General features: G+C 70.6%; 15 protein-coding genes. 6 read left to right on the plus strand and 9 right to left on the minus strand.

Going from position 1 to position 16,837, the window contains the following annotated elements:
• Window positions 1-48: 48 nt before the first annotated feature.
• The 4 genes from AC0KTA_RS14550 (at window position 49) to AC0KTA_RS14565 (ending at window position 4,221) form a co-directional block, all read left to right on the plus strand.
• Window positions 49-507, plus strand: a complete 459-nt coding sequence (locus tag AC0KTA_RS14550; protein ID WP_481055561.1) for a carboxymuconolactone decarboxylase family protein — start codon at window positions 49-51, stop codon at window positions 505-507.
• Window positions 504-1,241: an isocitrate lyase/PEP mutase family protein gene (locus AC0KTA_RS14555; protein WP_481055562.1), complete on the plus strand. Its 738-nt coding sequence runs from the start codon at window positions 504-506 to the stop codon at window positions 1,239-1,241. The genes AC0KTA_RS14550 and AC0KTA_RS14555 overlap by 4 nt, the downstream gene beginning before the upstream one ends.
• Before the next feature lie 317 nt (window positions 1,242-1,558).
• Window positions 1,559-2,782 carry a phosphatidylserine decarboxylase gene (locus tag AC0KTA_RS14560; RefSeq protein ID WP_481055563.1) on the plus strand — a complete coding sequence of 408 codons (1,224 nt, stop codon included), beginning with the start codon at window positions 1,559-1,561 and terminating at the stop codon, window positions 2,780-2,782.
• Window positions 2,783-2,820: 38 nt separating this feature from the next.
• Window positions 2,821-4,221 carry a S10 family serine carboxypeptidase-like protein gene (locus tag AC0KTA_RS14565; protein WP_481055564.1) on the plus strand — a complete coding sequence of 467 codons (1,401 nt, stop codon included), beginning with the start codon at window positions 2,821-2,823 and terminating at the stop codon, window positions 4,219-4,221.
• Between the two features lie 183 nt (window positions 4,222-4,404).
• Here AC0KTA_RS14565 and AC0KTA_RS14570 read toward each other — a convergent pair whose 3' ends face one another.
• The 5 genes from AC0KTA_RS14570 to AC0KTA_RS14590 all read right to left on the minus strand — a co-directional run bounded on the left by AC0KTA_RS14570 (window position 4,405) and on the right by AC0KTA_RS14590 (window position 11,757).
• On the minus strand, window positions 4,405-5,370 hold the full coding sequence (locus AC0KTA_RS14570) for an ABC transporter substrate-binding protein (protein ID WP_481055565.1): 966 nt from the start codon (window positions 5,368-5,370) through the stop codon (window positions 4,405-4,407).
• Between the two features lie 2 nt (window positions 5,371-5,372).
• Window positions 5,373-7,340 (minus strand): ABC transporter permease, encoded by a 1,968-nt coding sequence (locus AC0KTA_RS14575; protein ID WP_481055566.1) that lies wholly within the window; start codon window positions 7,338-7,340, stop codon window positions 5,373-5,375.
• Entirely contained in the window at window positions 7,340-8,500 is a 1,161-nt protein-coding gene (locus tag AC0KTA_RS14580) for a quaternary amine ABC transporter ATP-binding protein (protein WP_481055567.1), read from the minus strand. The genes AC0KTA_RS14575 and AC0KTA_RS14580 overlap by 1 nt, the downstream gene beginning before the upstream one ends.
• A 112-nt stretch (window positions 8,501-8,612) precedes the next feature.
• Window positions 8,613-10,163 (minus strand): GMC family oxidoreductase, encoded by a 1,551-nt coding sequence (locus AC0KTA_RS14585; protein ID WP_481055568.1) that lies wholly within the window; start codon window positions 10,161-10,163, stop codon window positions 8,613-8,615.
• Between the two features lie 64 nt (window positions 10,164-10,227).
• A complete protein-coding gene (locus tag AC0KTA_RS14590) occupies window positions 10,228-11,757 on the minus strand; it encodes an aldehyde dehydrogenase family protein (protein WP_481055569.1) in 1,530 nt (509 codons plus the stop codon).
• A 156-nt stretch (window positions 11,758-11,913) separates the two neighbouring features.
• On the opposite strand from AC0KTA_RS14590, the gene AC0KTA_RS14595 reads away from it, so the two are divergent.
• A complete protein-coding gene (locus AC0KTA_RS14595) occupies window positions 11,914-12,729 on the plus strand; it encodes a LolA-like protein (RefSeq protein ID WP_481055570.1) in 816 nt (271 codons plus the stop codon).
• A 59-nt stretch (window positions 12,730-12,788) separates the two neighbouring features.
• On the opposite strand, the gene AC0KTA_RS14600 is transcribed toward AC0KTA_RS14595, so the two are convergent.
• Genes AC0KTA_RS14600 through AC0KTA_RS14610 form a run of 3 tightly spaced genes read right to left on the minus strand, consistent with a single transcriptional unit; the run spans window position 12,789 to window position 14,639 of the window.
• A complete protein-coding gene (locus tag AC0KTA_RS14600; protein ID WP_481055571.1) occupies window positions 12,789-13,319 on the minus strand; it encodes a hypothetical protein in 531 nt (176 codons plus the stop codon).
• Between the two features lie 3 nt (window positions 13,320-13,322).
• Complete coding sequence (locus AC0KTA_RS14605; RefSeq protein WP_481055572.1) at window positions 13,323-13,574, minus strand: helix-turn-helix transcriptional regulator; 252 nt, start codon at window positions 13,572-13,574, stop codon at window positions 13,323-13,325.
• 60 nt (window positions 13,575-13,634) lie between these two features.
• Window positions 13,635-14,639: a LysR family transcriptional regulator gene (locus tag AC0KTA_RS14610; protein WP_481055573.1), complete on the minus strand. Its 1,005-nt coding sequence runs from the start codon at window positions 14,637-14,639 to the stop codon at window positions 13,635-13,637.
• 87 nt (window positions 14,640-14,726) lie between these two features.
• Here AC0KTA_RS14610 and AC0KTA_RS14615 point away from each other — a divergent pair, with 87 nt between their 5' ends.
• Window positions 14,727-15,827 (plus strand): alpha/beta hydrolase family protein, encoded by a 1,101-nt coding sequence (locus AC0KTA_RS14615; RefSeq protein ID WP_481055574.1) that lies wholly within the window; start codon window positions 14,727-14,729, stop codon window positions 15,825-15,827.
• A 7-nt stretch (window positions 15,828-15,834) separates the two neighbouring features.
• Here the strand turns inward: AC0KTA_RS14615 and AC0KTA_RS14620 are convergent, their stop codons facing one another.
• Window positions 15,835-16,764: a LysR family transcriptional regulator gene (locus AC0KTA_RS14620; protein ID WP_481055575.1), complete on the minus strand. Its 930-nt coding sequence runs from the start codon at window positions 16,762-16,764 to the stop codon at window positions 15,835-15,837.
• Window positions 16,765-16,837 lie beyond the last annotated feature (73 nt).

A 16,837-nucleotide genomic window follows, 5' to 3' on the forward strand; every position in this document is an offset into this window, starting at 1 on the left:
CGATCACGGCCAACCTTCCCAACTCACCTATTCAGAAAGGAACTTGTAATGAGCAGCAGCAAGCGCGGCGCCAAAGTGAGCCTCGACGTCATTCAGGCCCTCCAAGCGGCCACCCAGGCCGCCTCCAAGGGCATGGACATCCACCTCAAGCACCTCATGGAGATCCGCGCCTCGCAGATCAACCACTGCGCGTACTGCATCGACATGCACATCAAAGACGCGAAGCTCGCGGGCGAGACCGACGAGCGGATCTACTTCCTCAACGCCTGGGAGGAGGCGAGCGATCACTACTCCGAGAAGGAGCAGGCCGCCCTCGCCCTGACCGAGGCGATCACCGTCCTCACCGACGGCTTCGTGCCCGACGAGGTGTACGAGCGGGCGGCGAAGCACTTCGACGACCGCGAGCTCGGGCAGCTCATCTCGACGATCACCGCGATCAACGCCTGGAACCGCCTCAACGTCAGCGTCCGCAACCCGCCCACCTACAAGCCCGGCGAGCACGCGTGACGGGCGGCGCGGTGGAGGCGTTCCGCGCCCTGCACCACGGCAGGGCGGCCGGCGATCCGCTGATCCTCCCCGGGCCCTGGGACGTCGCGAGCGCGCGGACCTTCGAGGACGCCGGGTTCCCCGCGCTCGCCACGCCCAGCGCGGGGATCGCGGCCTCGCTCGGGTACGCGGACGGGTCGGTGCCGCCGCAGGAGATGTTCGCGGCGGTGGCGCGGATCGCGCGGGGTGTGTCGGTGCCCGTCAGCGCGGACGTCGAGGACGGGTACGGGCTTCCGGCCCGCAAGCTGGTCGACCGGCTGCTCGACGCCGGGGTCGTGGGGTGCAACCTGGAGGACTCCTGGGGCAGCAAGACCGATCGCAGCGGAACCCTCAAGGAGGCCTCGCGGCAGGCGGACTACCTCGCGGACGTGCGGGCCGTCGCCGGGGCCGGGTTGTTCATCAACGCGCGCGTGGACACGTACGTACGCGGCATCGCGGACCTCGACGAGACCCTCGCGCGGGCCCGCCTGTACGTGGAGGCCGGGGCCGACTGCGTGTACGTCATCCTCGCCCCGTCCGACGTACTCCCCGCCCTGCGCGCCGGCATCGACGGCCCCCTCAACGCCATCGCCACCCCCGGCGGCCCCTCCCCCAAGGAACTGGGCGAACTGGGCGCCACCCGCATCACGTTCGGGCCGGGCCTGCTGCGCCGCACGATGGAAGCGCTGCGAGGCATCGCGTCGGACCTGCGGTAGGACCGTGGACCTGCGGTAGAACCGCGGACCCGCACTGGCCTGTTCCGGCCGTGCGGGTCCCGGCCATTGTGCACCGCGTCGCCCTTGAGCGCGCGGTGTTACGTGTGGGGTGCACGCTGCACCAAGGGGCGTGCGGGGCGGAGGCGTTGAGTCCGCGTGGTACGCGTGTGGCATAGGGCGTCGGCTGATGCAGGGCTCGGCCACGTATCCGCGTGGCAGAGAACGATCTTCGCGCCCCCAGTCCTTCTTTCACGGAAGCCCGGATCCGGATAAGCCTTATCCGGCACACCGGGCATCCACGCGGAAGGACACAGGAAATGGCGCAGGGTCACGAGACGTTTTCACAGTCCCTCGACGAGTTTCTCGACAAAATCAAGAAGTGGTACGCGGAGGACTACGACTCCTTCAAGACCAAGTACGACCTGGCGGTCCAGAACGTGACGCCGTTCCCGGACGACACGCCGGTCGATGTGCAGTTCGACTGGAAGAACAAAGGCATCGATGTGCTGTGCCAGTTCTTCGCGGACTGGTACGGCTGGGAGTCGGGCGTCCACAACGGACTCGACTACATCGAGATGTTCAGCTGGCTCAACTACGAGAACCAGCACGGAATCGACTTCGTGACCTCCGGCCCAGGGCGTGAGATGACCGCCGACTTCACGAATCTGCAAGGCATGCAGATGGACGGGAAGCTGGACGGCGACAAGTGGCAGAAGAACATCGGGAACTGGATCGAAGAGCTCGGCCCGAAGCGTATGGACGAGTACAAGGTCGAGAACTGGAAGACCTTCAACGACTTCTTCGTCCGGGAGATCAAGGAGGGCCGGCGGCCGATCGACGCCAAGGACGACGCCGAAGTGGTGGTCGCCCCGGCCGACTGCGTCATCAACATGATCGTCGACGACCTGACCGCGGAGACGCAGATCAACGTCAAGGGGGTGAACTTGCGCGTCGACGAGCTGCTCGCCGGCTCCAAGTACGCGCACTCCTTCAACCGCGGGACGGCGGTGTCGTGCATCCTGATGCCCGACAGCTACCACTGGTACCACTCACCGGTGGCGGGTGAGGTGGTGGAATCCTGCGAGGACGTCGACGGCGCGTACTACGGGTTCCGGGACTTCCCCGACCTGCTCGACAAGGGAAACGTCGGATACGGCTACGACTACTCGGACTTCGAGAAGTTCCGCCGGGGATACCTCATCATCAGGACGACGTACCTGAACGCGTCGGGAGGGCCGGACGGCGAAGGGTTCGTCGGGATGGTGCCCGTCGGCCTCAACTCGATCGCCTCCGTGAACTTCCTGGAGAAATTCAAGCCCCCGCTGCACTCCCCGGTCACGGTGGAAAAGGGCGAGCGGATAGGGAACTTCAAGTACGGCGGCTCCCTGAACATCCTGCTGTTCGAAGCGGGCCGGTTCCCAGCGCTGCAACTGCTCCAAGGGCAGCGCATCGGCGTCCTGGAGCAGAAGGCAAGGACGGCCAAGCTGTTCCGCGGCGCCTATCACACGCGGTCCCGCCGACGCGGGCCCCTGGCTCCCTGACTCGCTCCCCGCCCCTGCTGCCGAACGGAAGGTGAGCCATGTCGGACCAAGACCAAGACCGGGAACAAGACCAACACCAGGACCCGCACCTTGTCGCCTCGATTCCGGCGAACGTCCTCAACACCCAGAGCATCGACTTCTGCACCGACGACACCAAGAAGGCGCGCTCCTACGCCGGTCACGTCGACATCGAAAGCACGGTGCACCCGAATACCAGGAACCACCTGTTCTACTGGTTCTTCGAGAGCCAGACCTGCGACCCGCACGTCCCGGCCCCCGACCAGCAGGAGCTGATCAGCCGGACGCCGCTGCTGATCTGGCTCAACGGCGGGCCCGGCGCCTCCTCACTCCTCGGGCTCTTCCTGGAGAACGGGCCGCTGTCCATCGGCGACGACGCCGCCGGGACGATATCGGTGCGCCCCGAATCCTGGAACCAGGAAGCGCACGTCGTCTTCTGGGACCAGCCCATCGGCACCGGATACAGCTACTCCGACACCGACGAGTACGTCGACAGCGAGGACTCCCTGGGCGAGATGTTCCGGCAGGCCCTGCAGGAATTCTTCGGCCTGCACCCGGAGTACGGGCAATGCCCGCTGTACGTCTGCGGCGAGAGCTACGCCGGCAAGTACGTGCCGGCCATCGCCCTGGAGATCGACAAGCACAACGGCCGGGTCCCGGAAGAACAGCGCATCAACCTCAAGGGCATCGCCGTCGGCAACGGCTGGATCAAGCCCGAGCTGTCGCTCCGCGTCCTGATCGACTACGCCTACACGACCGGGTTCATCGGCATCGGCCAGAAGGGCACCCTGGAGAAGTCCTACGCCGATTTCCAGGACGCCCTCGGAAAGCAGGACATGGCGGAGGCCACCAGGCTCGGCAACGACCTGGTGACCAAGACCCAGGCGTACGGAGGGAACTTCGACGTCTACGACGTCCGGCGCTGGGACGATCTGCCCATGGGCGCGCTGAGCGCCTACCTGAACAGCGAGGACGTGAAGAACGCGCTGCACGTACCCGCGAACGTCGACTGGCGGAGCGCCGACGATCACGGCCCGGTGGCCGAGGCGCTGGTGCGGGACAACATGGCGGACGGCTCCTGGCGGTACACCGAGATCGTCGACAAGGGCTACAAGACCCTGCTCTACACCGGCAACTTCGACACCGCCTGCGGATACCGGAGCACCGAGGAGATCCTGGACGACCTCATGCGGCAGAAGGGCGACGACGCACACGCGGAATGGCGCGACGCGCCCCGGCTCGTCTGGACCCACGCGCAGGGCAACCCGAAGGGCTTCGTCCGCGCCCTCAGGAACCTGACACAGGTCGGCGTGCCCGACTCCGGCCACCAGGTACCCGCGTTCCAGCCCCGGATCTGCCGGGAGATGCTCTACAACTGGCTCTTCGACCGCCCCTTCCCCGGCCAGGTGCCGCCGAAGTGACACCGCCCGCCCACCCGCCCCTTTCAGGGCGGGTGGGTAGGTCTTTCCAGCCCGTCCGGCGATTGAGGACGAGGCCGTTCAGGCCGATCCCGGGGGTCCGGGGGCGGAGCCCCCGCCCGCGGCGGAGCCGCTATTCGATGCAGCGGGAAGGGGCGGGACTGGGGCGCCCCCGCGAGGCCACCGCTACTTCGGCAGCCACGACCTCCACTTGGACTCGTTCGCGTCGATCCACTTCTTCGCCGCGTCCTCGGGGGACATCTTCTTGTCGGCGATCATGAGGGAGACCTCGTTCTGGTCGGCCTCGGACCACTTGAACTTCTTCAGGAACTCCGCGGCCTTCCCGCCGTTCTCGGCGAATTCGGCGTTGAGGTACTTCTGGAGCGGCGTGTGCGGGTAGGCGCACTTGACCTTGGCGGGGTCGGCGTCGCAGCCCTCCTTGTACGGCGGCAGCTTCACCTCCGTCATGGGCACCTTCTCGAACAGCCACTGCGGCTTGTACCAGTAGGTGAGGAACGGCTTCTGCTGCTTGGCGAACTGCTCGATCTGGGTGATCTGCGCCGCCTCGGAGCCCGCGAAGACGACCTTGTAGTCCAGGCCGAGGTTCTCGACGAGGGCCTTGTCGTTCGTCACGTACGACGGGGAGCCGTCCATGAGCTGGCCCTTGGCGCCGCTCTCGGGGGTGCGGAAGTCCTTCGCGTACTTGTTGAGGTTCTTCCAGTTCGTGACGTCCGGGTGCTTCTTCGCGAAGTACGTCGGCACGAACCAGCCGATGTGCCCGGTCACGCCGACGTCGCCACCGGGGACGATCGTCTTCTTGTCCTTGATGTAGAGCTGTTCCTGGTCCGGGTGGCCCCAGTCCTCCATGATCGCGTCGACGCGGCCCTGGCTGAGCGCGTCCCAGGCCGGGATCTCGTCGATCTGGACCTTGTCGACGCGGTAGCCCAGCTTCTCCTTGAGGATGTACTCGGCCACGGCGACGTCGGCCTGCGCGCCCACCCAGGACTGCACGGACAGCGTCACCGTCTTGGCGCCCGCCGCGTTCGCGTACGGGGACGACTGCTTGGACATGTCGGCGGCGCCGCAGCCGGAGAGCACGACCAGGGTGCCCACACCGGCCAGCGCGGCCGTCACTCGCGTACGTACCCGCATGGTCACGCTCCCTTCTTCGCGCGGCGTTCCGTCGGCTGTGTCACGCGGTCCAGCATCAGGCCGAGGCAGACGATCGCGATACCGCCCACCAGGCCGATCGCCAGGTCGCCGCGCGCGATGCCGGCGAGCACGTCGTAGCCGAGCGCGCCACCGCCGACCAGGCCGCCGATGACGACGACGGCGAGGACCAGGACGACGCCCTGGTTGAGGGCGAGCATCAGCGCGGGGCGGGCCAGCGGCAGCTGGACCTGGCGCAGCTGCTGCCAGTTGGTGGCGCCGAGGGACTTCGCGGACTCCATCGCGGCGGGGTTGACCTGGCGCAGGCCCTGCGTGGTGATGCGGATGACGGCCGGCAGCGCGTACACGACGGCGGCGAAGACCGCCGGGGCGCGGCCGACACCGAAGAGCGCGACGACCGGGATCAGGTACACGAACTGCGGCATCGTCTGGAAGACGTCCAGGACGGGGCGCAGGGTGCGTTCGAGGCGGCCGCTGCGCGACGCCGCGATGCCGATCAGGAAGCCGAGGACAAGGGTCACGGCCACGCCGGCGAGGACCTGCGACAGCGTGTCCAGGGAAGCGTTCCACACGCCGAGGACACCGATCGCCGCCATCGCGAGGACCGCGGTGAGCGCCGTCTCCCAGGTGCCGATCACCCAGGCGAGGGCCGCCACGATGAGCAGCACCGACCACCAGGGCAGGCCCTGCAGGCCGTCGCGCACCGGGTCGAGGACGTACGTGGTGAAGTGCGCCGCCCAGTCCGCCGTGCCGCCGACCACGGGAACGCCCGTGTAGATGTGGTCGACCATCCAGTCCTTGGCGGTGTTCACCGGCTCGGCGATCTGCACGACCCAGCTCGTCGGCCATTCCAGGCGGTCCGCGAACCTGGCCGCGAGGGCGCAGGCCAGGGTCGCGGCACCGGCGATGGACCAGCCGCGCCAGCCGCGCAGCGGCGAGCTGTCGTGGGCGTGCGCGCCGAGGCGTTCGCCCGCCGCGCCGGTGACGCGGTCGAGGACGACGGCGAGCAGCACGATCGGGATGCCGCCGGCGAGGGCCTGGCCGACGTCGACCGAGGCGAGCGCCTGGTAGACGCGGTCACCGAGGCCGCCCGCGCCGATCACGGACGCGATGACGGCCATGGAGAGCGCCATCATGATCGTCTGGTTGAGGCCGAGGAGGAGTTCCTTGCGGGCCAGCGGCAGGCGCGCGGACAGCAGGCGCTGGCGGGCGGTCGCGCCCAGCGAGGCCACCGCCTCCATCACGCCGCCGTCGGCGCCGCGCAGGCCGAGGGCCGTCAGGCGGGCCATCGGCGGGGCCGCGTACACGACCGTCGCGAGGACCGCCGCGGGCACGCCGACGCCGAAGACGAGCACGACGGGCAGCAGATACGCGAAGGCCGGGAACACCTGCATGGTGTCGAGGACCGGGCGCATCATGCGGAAGATCCGGTCGTTGAGGCCCGCGGCGAGGCCGAGCAGCATGCCGAGGATCACCGACGCGAGCACGGCGACGACCATCAGCGCGAGCGTCTGCATCGTCGGCACCCACATGCCGAGCAGCCCGCAGATCGCGAAGGCCGCGGCGGCCGTCACGGCGAGCTTCAGGCCCGCGACGCGCCAGGCGATCGCGCCGGCGGCGACGGTGACGCCCGCCCAGCCCGCGGCGAGCAGCACCAGGTAGACGCCGCGCACGGACAGCACGATGGCGTTGGAGATGTGCCCGAAGAAGTAGATGAACAGCGGGTGGCTGTCGCGGTTGTCGATGATCCAGCTGCTGACGTCGCCGAGCGGCTCGGTCAGGTCGACGGTGAGCGCGTCCGGCCAGGCGCCGGAGGCCCACTTGGCGTTGACGATCGGGACGGCGATTGCCGCGACGACGGCGAGCAGCAGGAGCTTGACGACGGCGCGGCGGCGCAGCAGGGCGCCGATGCCCGTATCTCGTACGGGTCCGGATGCGGTTGCGGTGGCCATCAGGAAGCCACCTCGCCGGTTACCTCTTTACGTATCTGCGTGCGCGCCTTGTCGGAATTCTGGCCCTTGGGCCGCATGCCCGCGACCACGCCGATCAGCTGCTCGTGGTCGACGACGCCCAGGCACCGTCCGGCGTCCATCACGCGCGCCGGGTATCCGGTGCGGGCCACGGCCTCGATGGCCTCGGACACCGTCGCGTCGGGCGCGATCGCCGGGCCCTTGGTGTCCTCGTCGGTGCCGGCGTCGGCGGGCCGCATGGCGCTGCGGCAGGTCATGACCTGCTCGCGCGGCACGTCCCGGACGAAGTCGCGCACGTATTCGTCGGCGGGCGAGCCGACGATCTCCTCGGGCGTGCCGAGCTGGACGACGCGGCCGTCGCGCATCAGCGCGATGCGGTCGCCGAGCTTCAGGGCCTCGCTGAGGTCGTGCGTGATGAAGACCATCGTGCGGCCCTCTTCGCGGTGCAGGCGGACGACCTCTTCCTGCATGTCGCGGCGGATCAGCGGGTCGAGGGCGCTGAACGGCTCGTCGAAGAGCAGCACCTCGGGGTCGACGGCGAGGGCGCGGGCGAGGCCGACGCGCTGCTGCTGGCCGCCGGAGAGCTGACCGGGCTTGCGCAGCTCCAGGCCCTCCAGGCCGACCTTCTCGATGACCTTCATCGCCTTCTCGCGGCGCTCGGCGCGCGCGACGCCCTGGATCTCCAGGCCGTACGCGACGTTGTCGAGGACGGTGCGGTGCGGGAGCAGGCCGAAGTGCTGGAAGACCATGGACGCGCGGTGCCGGCGCAGTTCGCGCAGCCGGTTCTTGTCCATGGCGAGGACGTCCTCGCCGTCGATCTCGATCGCGCCGGACGTCGGCTCGATGAGGCGGGTCAGACAGCGCACGAGCGTGGACTTGCCGGAGCCCGACAGGCCCATGACGACGAAGACCTCGCCCTTCTTCACCTCGAAGGACACATCACGCACGGCGGCGGTGCAGCCGGTGCGGGTCCGCAGCTCGGCGGGCGAGAGAGCGGTCAGCTCCGAGTCGCCCGGCACGCGTTCGGCCTTCGGCCCGAAGACCTTCCACAGATTCCGGACGGAGAAGACGGACTCACCGGCTCCGCCGGGCTCGGATCCGTCGTCCGGTGCGGCCTGGGCGTGAGTGGTGGCGTCGCTCATCGGCCTTCACCTCCTCGCATCGCGGCGGCCGCGGCCGCAGGCGTCGCGGCCGCCGCGCGCGTTCCGGCGGCCGTGGTCATCGCTCGGCTCCCCGCCAGGGGCATCGCCTCGCTCATCGGCCGTCACCTCCCTGGGCCGCGGCTTCCAGGATCTCGGCACATTTCTCCCCGACCATGAGCACTCCGATCATCGGGTTCACGGCGGGCATCGTCGGGAAGACGGATGCGTCCGCGATACGGATTCCTTGCAGGCCCCGGATCTTCAACTCCGGGTCGACCACGGCGAGTTCATCACCGGAGGCACCCATCCGGCAGGTGCCGGCCGGGTGGTAGACGGTGTGCGCGGCCTTGCGCACGAGCTCGCTGATCTCGGCGTCGTCGGTGACGTCCGGGCCGGGGAAGACCTCGCGCTTGAGCCACTTCTTGAAGGGCTCGGCCTGAGCCACCTTGCGGGCGAGCTTGATGCCGTCGACCAGGGTCTGGCCGTCGTAGTCGCCCTCGTCCTCGAAGTACTTGAAGTCCAGGGCGGGCTTCACCTCGGGGTCCGCGGAGGTGAGGTAAAGGCGGCCGCGGGCGCGGGACTTGGGGATGTTCGGGGTCATCGACACACCGTGCTCGGGGCGTTCGTAGCCGAGCCGCTCCGGGTTGTCGGTGAACGGAATTTGGTAGAAGTGGAACATCAGGTCCGGGCCCTTGTGGTCCGGGTCCCGCTTCACGAACAGGCCCGCGTCGGAGTCCATCGCGGAGTTGCCGGGGATCGGCCCGTTCGTCTCCCAGACGATGACCGACTCCGGGTGGTCGATGAGGTTCTCGCCGACGCCCGGCAGGTCGTGCACGACCGGGATGCCGAGGGCTTCGAGGTCCTTCTTCGGGCCGATGCCGGAGTGCATGAGCAGGCGGGGCGTGTCGACGGCGCCCGCGCACACCAGGACCTCGCGGCGGGCGCTCAGCAGCTTCTCGGCGCCGTCCTTGGTGCGCACGTGCACGCCGCGCGCGGTCGTGCCGTCGAGCTCGAGCTGGTACGCCCACGTCTCCAGGAAGAGGTGGAGGTTGGGGCGGTCACCGGCCTCCATGTGGGGGTGCAGGTAGGCGACGGACGCCGAGGAGCGCTTGTTGTTCTCCGGGTGGTACGCGAGGTCGAAGAAGCCGACGCCCTCCTCGAAGGGCTTGTCGTTGAAGCCGCAGACCTCGGGGACGCCGAGCGCCGTCTGGGCGGCCTCGACCCAGTCGGTGGCGATCTGGTTCTGGTCCTTCTTGGCGACGCGTACGACGTTGTTGCGCAGCTTGCCGTAGAAGGGGTCCATCGTCTTGGCGTTCCAGCCGGTGGCGCCCGCCTCCTCCCACTCGTCCCAGTCGGACGGCAGCGGCTTGAAGGAGATCAGGGTGTTGTGCGAGGAGCAGCCACCCAGGACCTTGGCGCGGCTGTGCAGGATGTGCGAGTTGCCGCGCGGCTGCTCGGTGGTGGTGTAGCCGTAGTCGAGCTCGCCGCCGAGCAGGCCGAGCCAGCGGCGCAGCGTCAGGACGTCGTCCCGGTCGATGTCGCTGGGGCCGCCCTCGATGACGGCGACGGTGACGTCCGGGTTCTCGGTGAGCCGGGAGGCGATCACCGATCCGGCGGTGCCGCCGCCGACGATGACGTAGTCGTACTCGTTCGTTTCAGCCATGGGGGAACTGCTCCTCTTCCTGCGAGGTCGTACAAGGTGCTTTCGCGTAAGGGGGACGGGCGGCTCAGCCCGCGAACCAGCGCACCGGCTGCGGCGCGAGGTTCTCGTAGACGTGCTTGGCCTCGCGGTACTCGGCGAGCCCGGCGGGGCCCAGCTCGCGGCCGACGCCGCTCTTGCCGAAGCCGCCCCACTCGGCCTGCGGCAGGTAGGGGTGGAAGTCGTTGATCCAGATGGTGCCGTGGCGCATCCGGCGGGCCATGCGGCGGGCGCGGCCGGAGTCGGTGGTCCACACGGCGCCGGCGAGCCCGTACTCGGTGTCGTTGGCCAGCGCGACGGCCTCGTCCTCGGTACGGAACGTCTCGACCGAGAGCACCGGACCGAAGACCTCCTCGCGGACGACCTTCATCCCGCGGTGGCACTGGTCGAGGACGGTCGGCTCGTAGAAGTAGCCGGTGGCCGGGCGGGCGTCGGTGGGCTCGGGGCGCTTGCCGCCGCAGCGCAGCACGGCGCCCTCCTCCAGCGCGGAGGCGACGTACATCTCGGTCTTCTCGCGCTGCTGCTGCGAGACGAGCGGGCCGCACTCGACGCCGTCCTCGGTGCCCCGGCCGAGCTTGATCTTCTCGGCGCGGCGGGCGAGCTCGGCGACGAAGCGCTCGCGCACCGACTCCTCGATGATGAGGCGGCCGCCGGCGGAGCAGACCTGCCCGCTGTGGATGAAGGCCGCGTTCAGGGCCTGGTCGACGGCGGTGTCGAAGCCCTCGTCGGTGGCGCAGGCGTCCGCGAAGACGACGTTGGGGTTCTTGCCGCCGAGCTCCAGGGCAACCTTCTTGACGCCGACGGCGGCGGCCTGGGCGACCTTGGTGCCGCTGACCAGGCCGCCGGTGAAGGAGACCAGGTCGACGTCGGGGTGGTCGGCGAGGCGGGCGCCGACGGTGTGGCCGGGGCCGGTGACGATGTTGGCGACACCGGCGGGCAGGCCGGCCTCCACGAGCAGCTCGATCAGCGCGACCGTCGTCAGCGGGGTGACCTCGCTCGGCTTGATCACGAAGGTGTTGCCGGCCGCGAGGGCGGGCGCGATCTTCCAGCTGGCCTGGAGGAGCGGATAGTTCCAGGGGGTGATCATCGAGCAGACGCCGATGGGCTCGTGCACGACGACGCTGTGGATGTCGGCGGACCCGGCGTCGACGACGCGTCCGGCGCCCTCGCCGATCACCAGGTCGGCGAAGTACCGGAAGGCGTCGGCGACGCAGTCGACGTCGACGCGGCCCTCTTCGAGGGTCTTGCCCGCGTCGCGGCTCTCCAGGAGGCCGATCTCCTCGCGGTCGCGGACGAGGAGGTCGGCGACCTTGCGCAGCAGCGCGGCGCGCTCGGCGACCGGCGTGCTCGGCCAGGGGCCCTCGTCGAAGGCCTTCCGGGCCGCGGCGATGGCGGCGTCCGCGTCCTCGGCGCCGCCCTCGGCGATGATCGCGAACGGCTTGGCATCCGCGGGGTCGATGATCTCGCGGGTGGCGCCGGATGCGGCGCTCAGCCACTCTCCCGCCACGTGGATGGTCTGTTGTGCGGACACGTCCCTGTTGCCTTCCGTTCCTGTCATATGCCCCACCTGTCACTCGTGGTAGCCGGGAGCACCTGCCCCGGGCCGGGAAAAGCATGCCTATTCGATGGCCGAAAGTGCGCTGTGTCACTGCGTATGCGGGTACGCGGGGTGAAACGTACGCTCGAAGCACGTTCTGTCACCGGAGGTGACGTTATGAGTACATTGTCCCGTATGCGGCTGCGGACCGCAGGCGCGGTCTGCGGCGCCGCCGCACTGGCGCTGCTCGTCCCCGCCTGTTCGGACGACGACGGCGGCGACAAGGGCGACAAGAAGGACGGCACGGCGGACCTGAGCGCCCAGGAGATCTCCGACAAGGCGAAACAGGAGCTGCTCGACGCCAAGTCTGTCCATCTCACGCTGACGGACAAGGGCACCGACGTCGAAAAGGACGATCCGGCGGCCATGGACCTCGCCCTCGACCGCGACGGCAACTGCGCGGGCGACCTGAAGTTCGGCGGCACCGGCGGCTCGGCGGAGCTGGTCAAGCAGGGCGACAAGGTGTGGATGAAGCCGGACCAGGCGTTCTGGAAGAACCAGGTGCCCGGCGGCCAGGGCGCGGCGGCGGCCGAGCTCTTCAAGGACCGCTACATCCACGGCAGCACGAACGACGACATGCTCAAGGGTCTGGCGGAGGTCTGCGATCTCAAGGAGCTTCAGAAGAGCGTGAGCGACGACTCCGACGGGGACGGCTCCGACGGCGACGACGCGAAGGACCTGAAGAAGGGCAAGGTCACGACCGTCGACGGCACCCGGGTGGTCCCCCTGACCGGCAAGGACGACGGCAACGACACCACGCTGTACGTCGCCACCGAGGGCAAGCCGTATCTGGTCCGCGCCACGGAGAAGGGCAAGGGCACCGACAAGACGACGACGCTCACCGACTACGACAAGCCGGTGCCGACGAAGACGCCGTCGCAGAAGGAGTCGGTGGACGTCTCGAAGCTCCAGGAGGAGCTGCAGCAGACCTGACGGCGGAGCGAGTGAGGCGGAGGCGGGGCACGGGCGGACCCGCGCCCGGCGTCACCCGGCTACTCGTCGCCGTCGAGACCGTCGAGGCCGTCCGGCTCGTCCCGGACGGAGAGGCCCGCCACCCACATCGGCATCAGCCAGTGGACGACGAAGACGCTGAGCGTCACCTGGAACACCAGCGCCTCGACGTCCACGCCCGACGACTGGGCGACGCCCGTGCCGACGACAGCCGCGAGCAGCAGCCAGGTCATGATCCCGTGAGCGCGGGCCTTCACCCGGTCGCGCTCGGCGCGCTGCCGCTCGTCCAGGGCGCGGGGCCGCAGCTCCAGGAGGCCACGGGTGGCGCCGTTGATGATGCCGGTGGCGACGCACCACGGCACGATCAGCGCGAGCATCACCCAGGCGGCCCAGCCCTGCTGCCCCACGACCGTGGCGAGCCAGCCCGCGACGGAGGCGACGGTCAGCACGACGTGCGCGCCGACGACGGCGCGGCGGCGGGCGGCGGTGCGGTACAGCGACGCACCCTCGCCCCGGTTCATCAGGGCGTACAACCGCCGGTCGTACGCGCTCAACTGCTCCTGCTGCGCCATGACTTAACTGTCCCTCCCGTGCCCGTACACCTGATCCGTGAGCGGCTGGAACGGCTCCAGCGAGAACAGCGCCTCGACGGGCAGCCCGAAGTACTTCGCGACCTTCAACGCGAGGTCGAGGCTCGGGTTGTACTGCCCCCGCTCGATGTAGCCGATGGTCTGGTAATGCACGCCCACGGCCTCCGCGAGGCTCTGCCGGGACACCTTCCGCTCGGCGCGCACCATCGCCAGTCTGTTGTGGACTTGCTCGCTCATGTATAAGAAGTACTACATTCCAGAGTGGTTCAGCAACAGCTAGCAGCGTCGGGCCGGGAGTCAGTCCGGGAGCCAGTCCCGGGCGGGGTCGTGGTCCAGCCAGCGGTGGGTGGCCGCGAGGGTGGCGCAGGCGCGCAGGAGTCCGGCCACGCGCGGGTCGGTGTCCGGGGTGGGTCCCGGGTGGACGACGGACCAGGCGTACAGGGGCGTCGGCTCGTGCAGGGGGATGCTGCGCAGGCCCGGTACGTCGGGGAGCGGGGCGTCCGCCGGGAACAGGGAGAAGTGGGTCGGGTCCGCGCGCAGGCGGGTGAGGAAAGGGTCCAGGCCCAGGTTCGGGCCGCCCACCCGGTGCGCGATGCCGAAGTGGTCCGCGAAGCGGGTCAGGAAGTCCAGGCGGGCCGGGTCCCCGGGGAAGCGCAGGACGCTGTCCCGGAGGTCGGCCGGGCGCAGCGCCGGTGCGGCGGCCAGGGGGTGCGCGGCGCTCAGGAGCACGTCCACCGGCTCCACGCGGACCAGGTGCGCGGACAGGCCCGCCGGGAGCCGGCCCGGCGGGACCCGGCCGAACCCCGCCTCCGCCTCGCCCCGCCGCAGCGCCCGCGCCACCGACGGGAGGTCCCGGCCCGCCCCGGGCTCCAGGCCCAGGTGCGGCGCCGCCTCGATGACCGTGGCGAGCGTGCGCATCGGGCCGTACAGATGGCCCCACGCGTCCACCCGCAGCCCGCGCCGCCCCGGCCGCACCGCCGCGACCGCCGCCCGGCCCGCCGCGAGGGCCCGCCGGGCGGGCTCCAGGAAGCGGCGGCCCTCGTCCGTCAGGTCCACGCCGCGCCCGGTCCGCTCGAAGAGCCGTACGCCCAGGGCGGTTTCGAGGCGGGCGACGCGCTTGGACAGCGCCTGCTGGGTGATGCCGAGCCGGTCGGCGGCGCGACCGAAGTGCAGCAGATCGGCGGCGACGACGAAGGCCCGCGCCTGCGCCAGGTCCAGCTCGGCCCCGGCGCCGCCCGCCTCGGCCCGCGCCTCTCCCCCGCCCGGCGGGCGGCCCACCGCTTCTCCATTCGTCGTGCCCACCCCCTCACCATAGGGAACAACCACCAGTTGTCGCCCACGAACAGCAGTTGTTGGACGCCCCGACCGCCCGCCCGCTTCCCTGTCCCCGTGCCTCAAGACGACACCCTCACCCCGTTCGCCGACCTCCCCGGGATGCTCCAGGAGTTCGTGCCCCTCAACCGCTCCCGCGTCCTCGCCGCGGGCCTCGACCCGTTCGAGTACGACCGGGTCACCGGCGCCCTGCGCGGGCTGCGCGAGTGGCCCGGCGCCTTCCGCGCGGCGGGGCTGCGGCACCGGGCGGCCGCCGAGCGGGACGCGGCCGCCGGGCGGACCGTCTCCGCGGGCGAGGGCTTCCGCACCGCGGCCCGCTGGCTGCACTGCGCCGTGCTCATGCCGCACCCCGACCTCGTACTCAAGGAGCGGGCGGCGGCCGAGGCCGACGAGGCGATGGGGCGGTCCCTCGCCCTGCTGGAGCCCGCGACGGCGGTACGGGTCGAAGGCGAGGGGTTCGTGGGGTGGCTGCGGAAGCCCGCGGCGGGGAAGCCCGAGGGGGCGTCAACAGCCGTCGGTCGCCGGGTAGTTGTTATGATCCCCGGCCTCGACTCCGGCAAGGAGGAGTTCCACGCCGTCGCCGACGCCCTGCTCCGCCGCGGGGTCACCGTCTTCGCCATGGACGGCCCCGGCCAGGGCGCCCTCGCCACCCGGGCGCGCGTCGACGCCGACTACCAGCACGTCGTCGCCCGCGCCCTGGACACCCTCTCCGAAGGGCACGGCCTCGGCCCCGAGCCCCGCTTCGGCCTCATCGGGCTCAGCCTCGGCGGCTACTACGCCTCCGTGTCCGCCGCCCACGACCCGCGCGTCCGCGCCACCGCCGCCATCAGCGGCCCCTACCGCCTCACCGCCTGGGAGGACCTGCCCGCCTTCGTCACGCAGACGCTCACCGAGCGGGCCGGATCGGCGCGGGCCGCGGCGGAGTTCGTGCGCCGCGTCGACCTGCGGGACGTCGCGCCGCGCATCGCCTGCCCGCTGCTCGTCGTGGACGGCGCGACGGACAGGACCCCCGGCGTGGTCGACGGGTCCGGGCTCGCGGCGGCCGCCCCGCGAGGCGAGTACCTGCTGGTTCCCGGCGGCGACCACCTCCTCGGCAACGCCCGCGCGGACTGGCTGCCCCACACGGCGGACTGGCTGGCGACCCGGCTCACCCCCTGAGACCGGCTCACCCGGGCGCCGCGACCAGCTCCCGCACACACCCCCGCAGCCACGCGTGCGCCGGATCCGCGTCGTGCCGGGGATGCCAGGCCATGGCGATCCTCAGCGGCGGCAGCTCCAGCGGGACGGGGAAGGTGACCAGGCCGAGGGCGTCCGTCAGCGGACGGGCCCAGGACATGCTCAGGCCGACCAGGTCGGTCCGCAGGAGGATGAAGAGGGCGGCGGGGTACGTGCCCACGTTGCCCACGACCCGGCGGCGCAGGCCGCGTTCGGCCAGGGCGGTGTCGACCGGACCGGCCATCCTCCCCTTCCGCGACACCGTCAGGTGGTCGGCGGCGGCGAACCGCTTCGGCGTCAACTTGCCCTGCGACAGGGGGTGTCCGGGGCGTACGACGCCGACCATCACGTCGTCGAAGAGGTGCTCGACCCGCACCTCGGGCGCGGCCGTGTCGATCACGCCGACCTCCAGGTCGGCGACGCCCTCGCGCAGCACCGGCGCGTCCAGATGGCTCTCGGTCAGGAACCGCAGCCGGATCCCCGGCGCCTCCGCGGCCGCGCGGGCGAACAGCGCGGGGGCGTACGCGGCGGCGAGCGCGTCGTGGCCGACGAGCGTGAGCGTGCGCGAGAGGGCCCGCAGGTCCTGGGCGCCGGGACCGGCGAACACCGCCCGCGCCCGCTCCACCACCGCGCCCACCTCCGCCTGCACCGCGAGCGCGTACGGCGTCGGCACCATCTGGCGGCCCGCCCGCACCAGGACCGGGTCGCCGAGCGCCTTGCGGACGCGGCCGAGCGTGCGGCTCATCGCGGGCTCGGACAGATGCAGCCGGCGGGCGGCGCCGCGCACGCTGCGCTCGTCGAGCAGGACGTCGAGCGCGAGGAGCAGGTTCAGGTCGAGGCCCGCACCGTCCGCCGGGCGTTCCACTTGCGTCACACGCAATCATCCCTTGCAGAACTTGCACTGGAAAGCAGGTACCGGGCGAGCCTACGGTGGCCGTACATCCCCTGCCACA

Source organism: Streptomyces sp. Y309 (genome assembly GCF_056712025.1).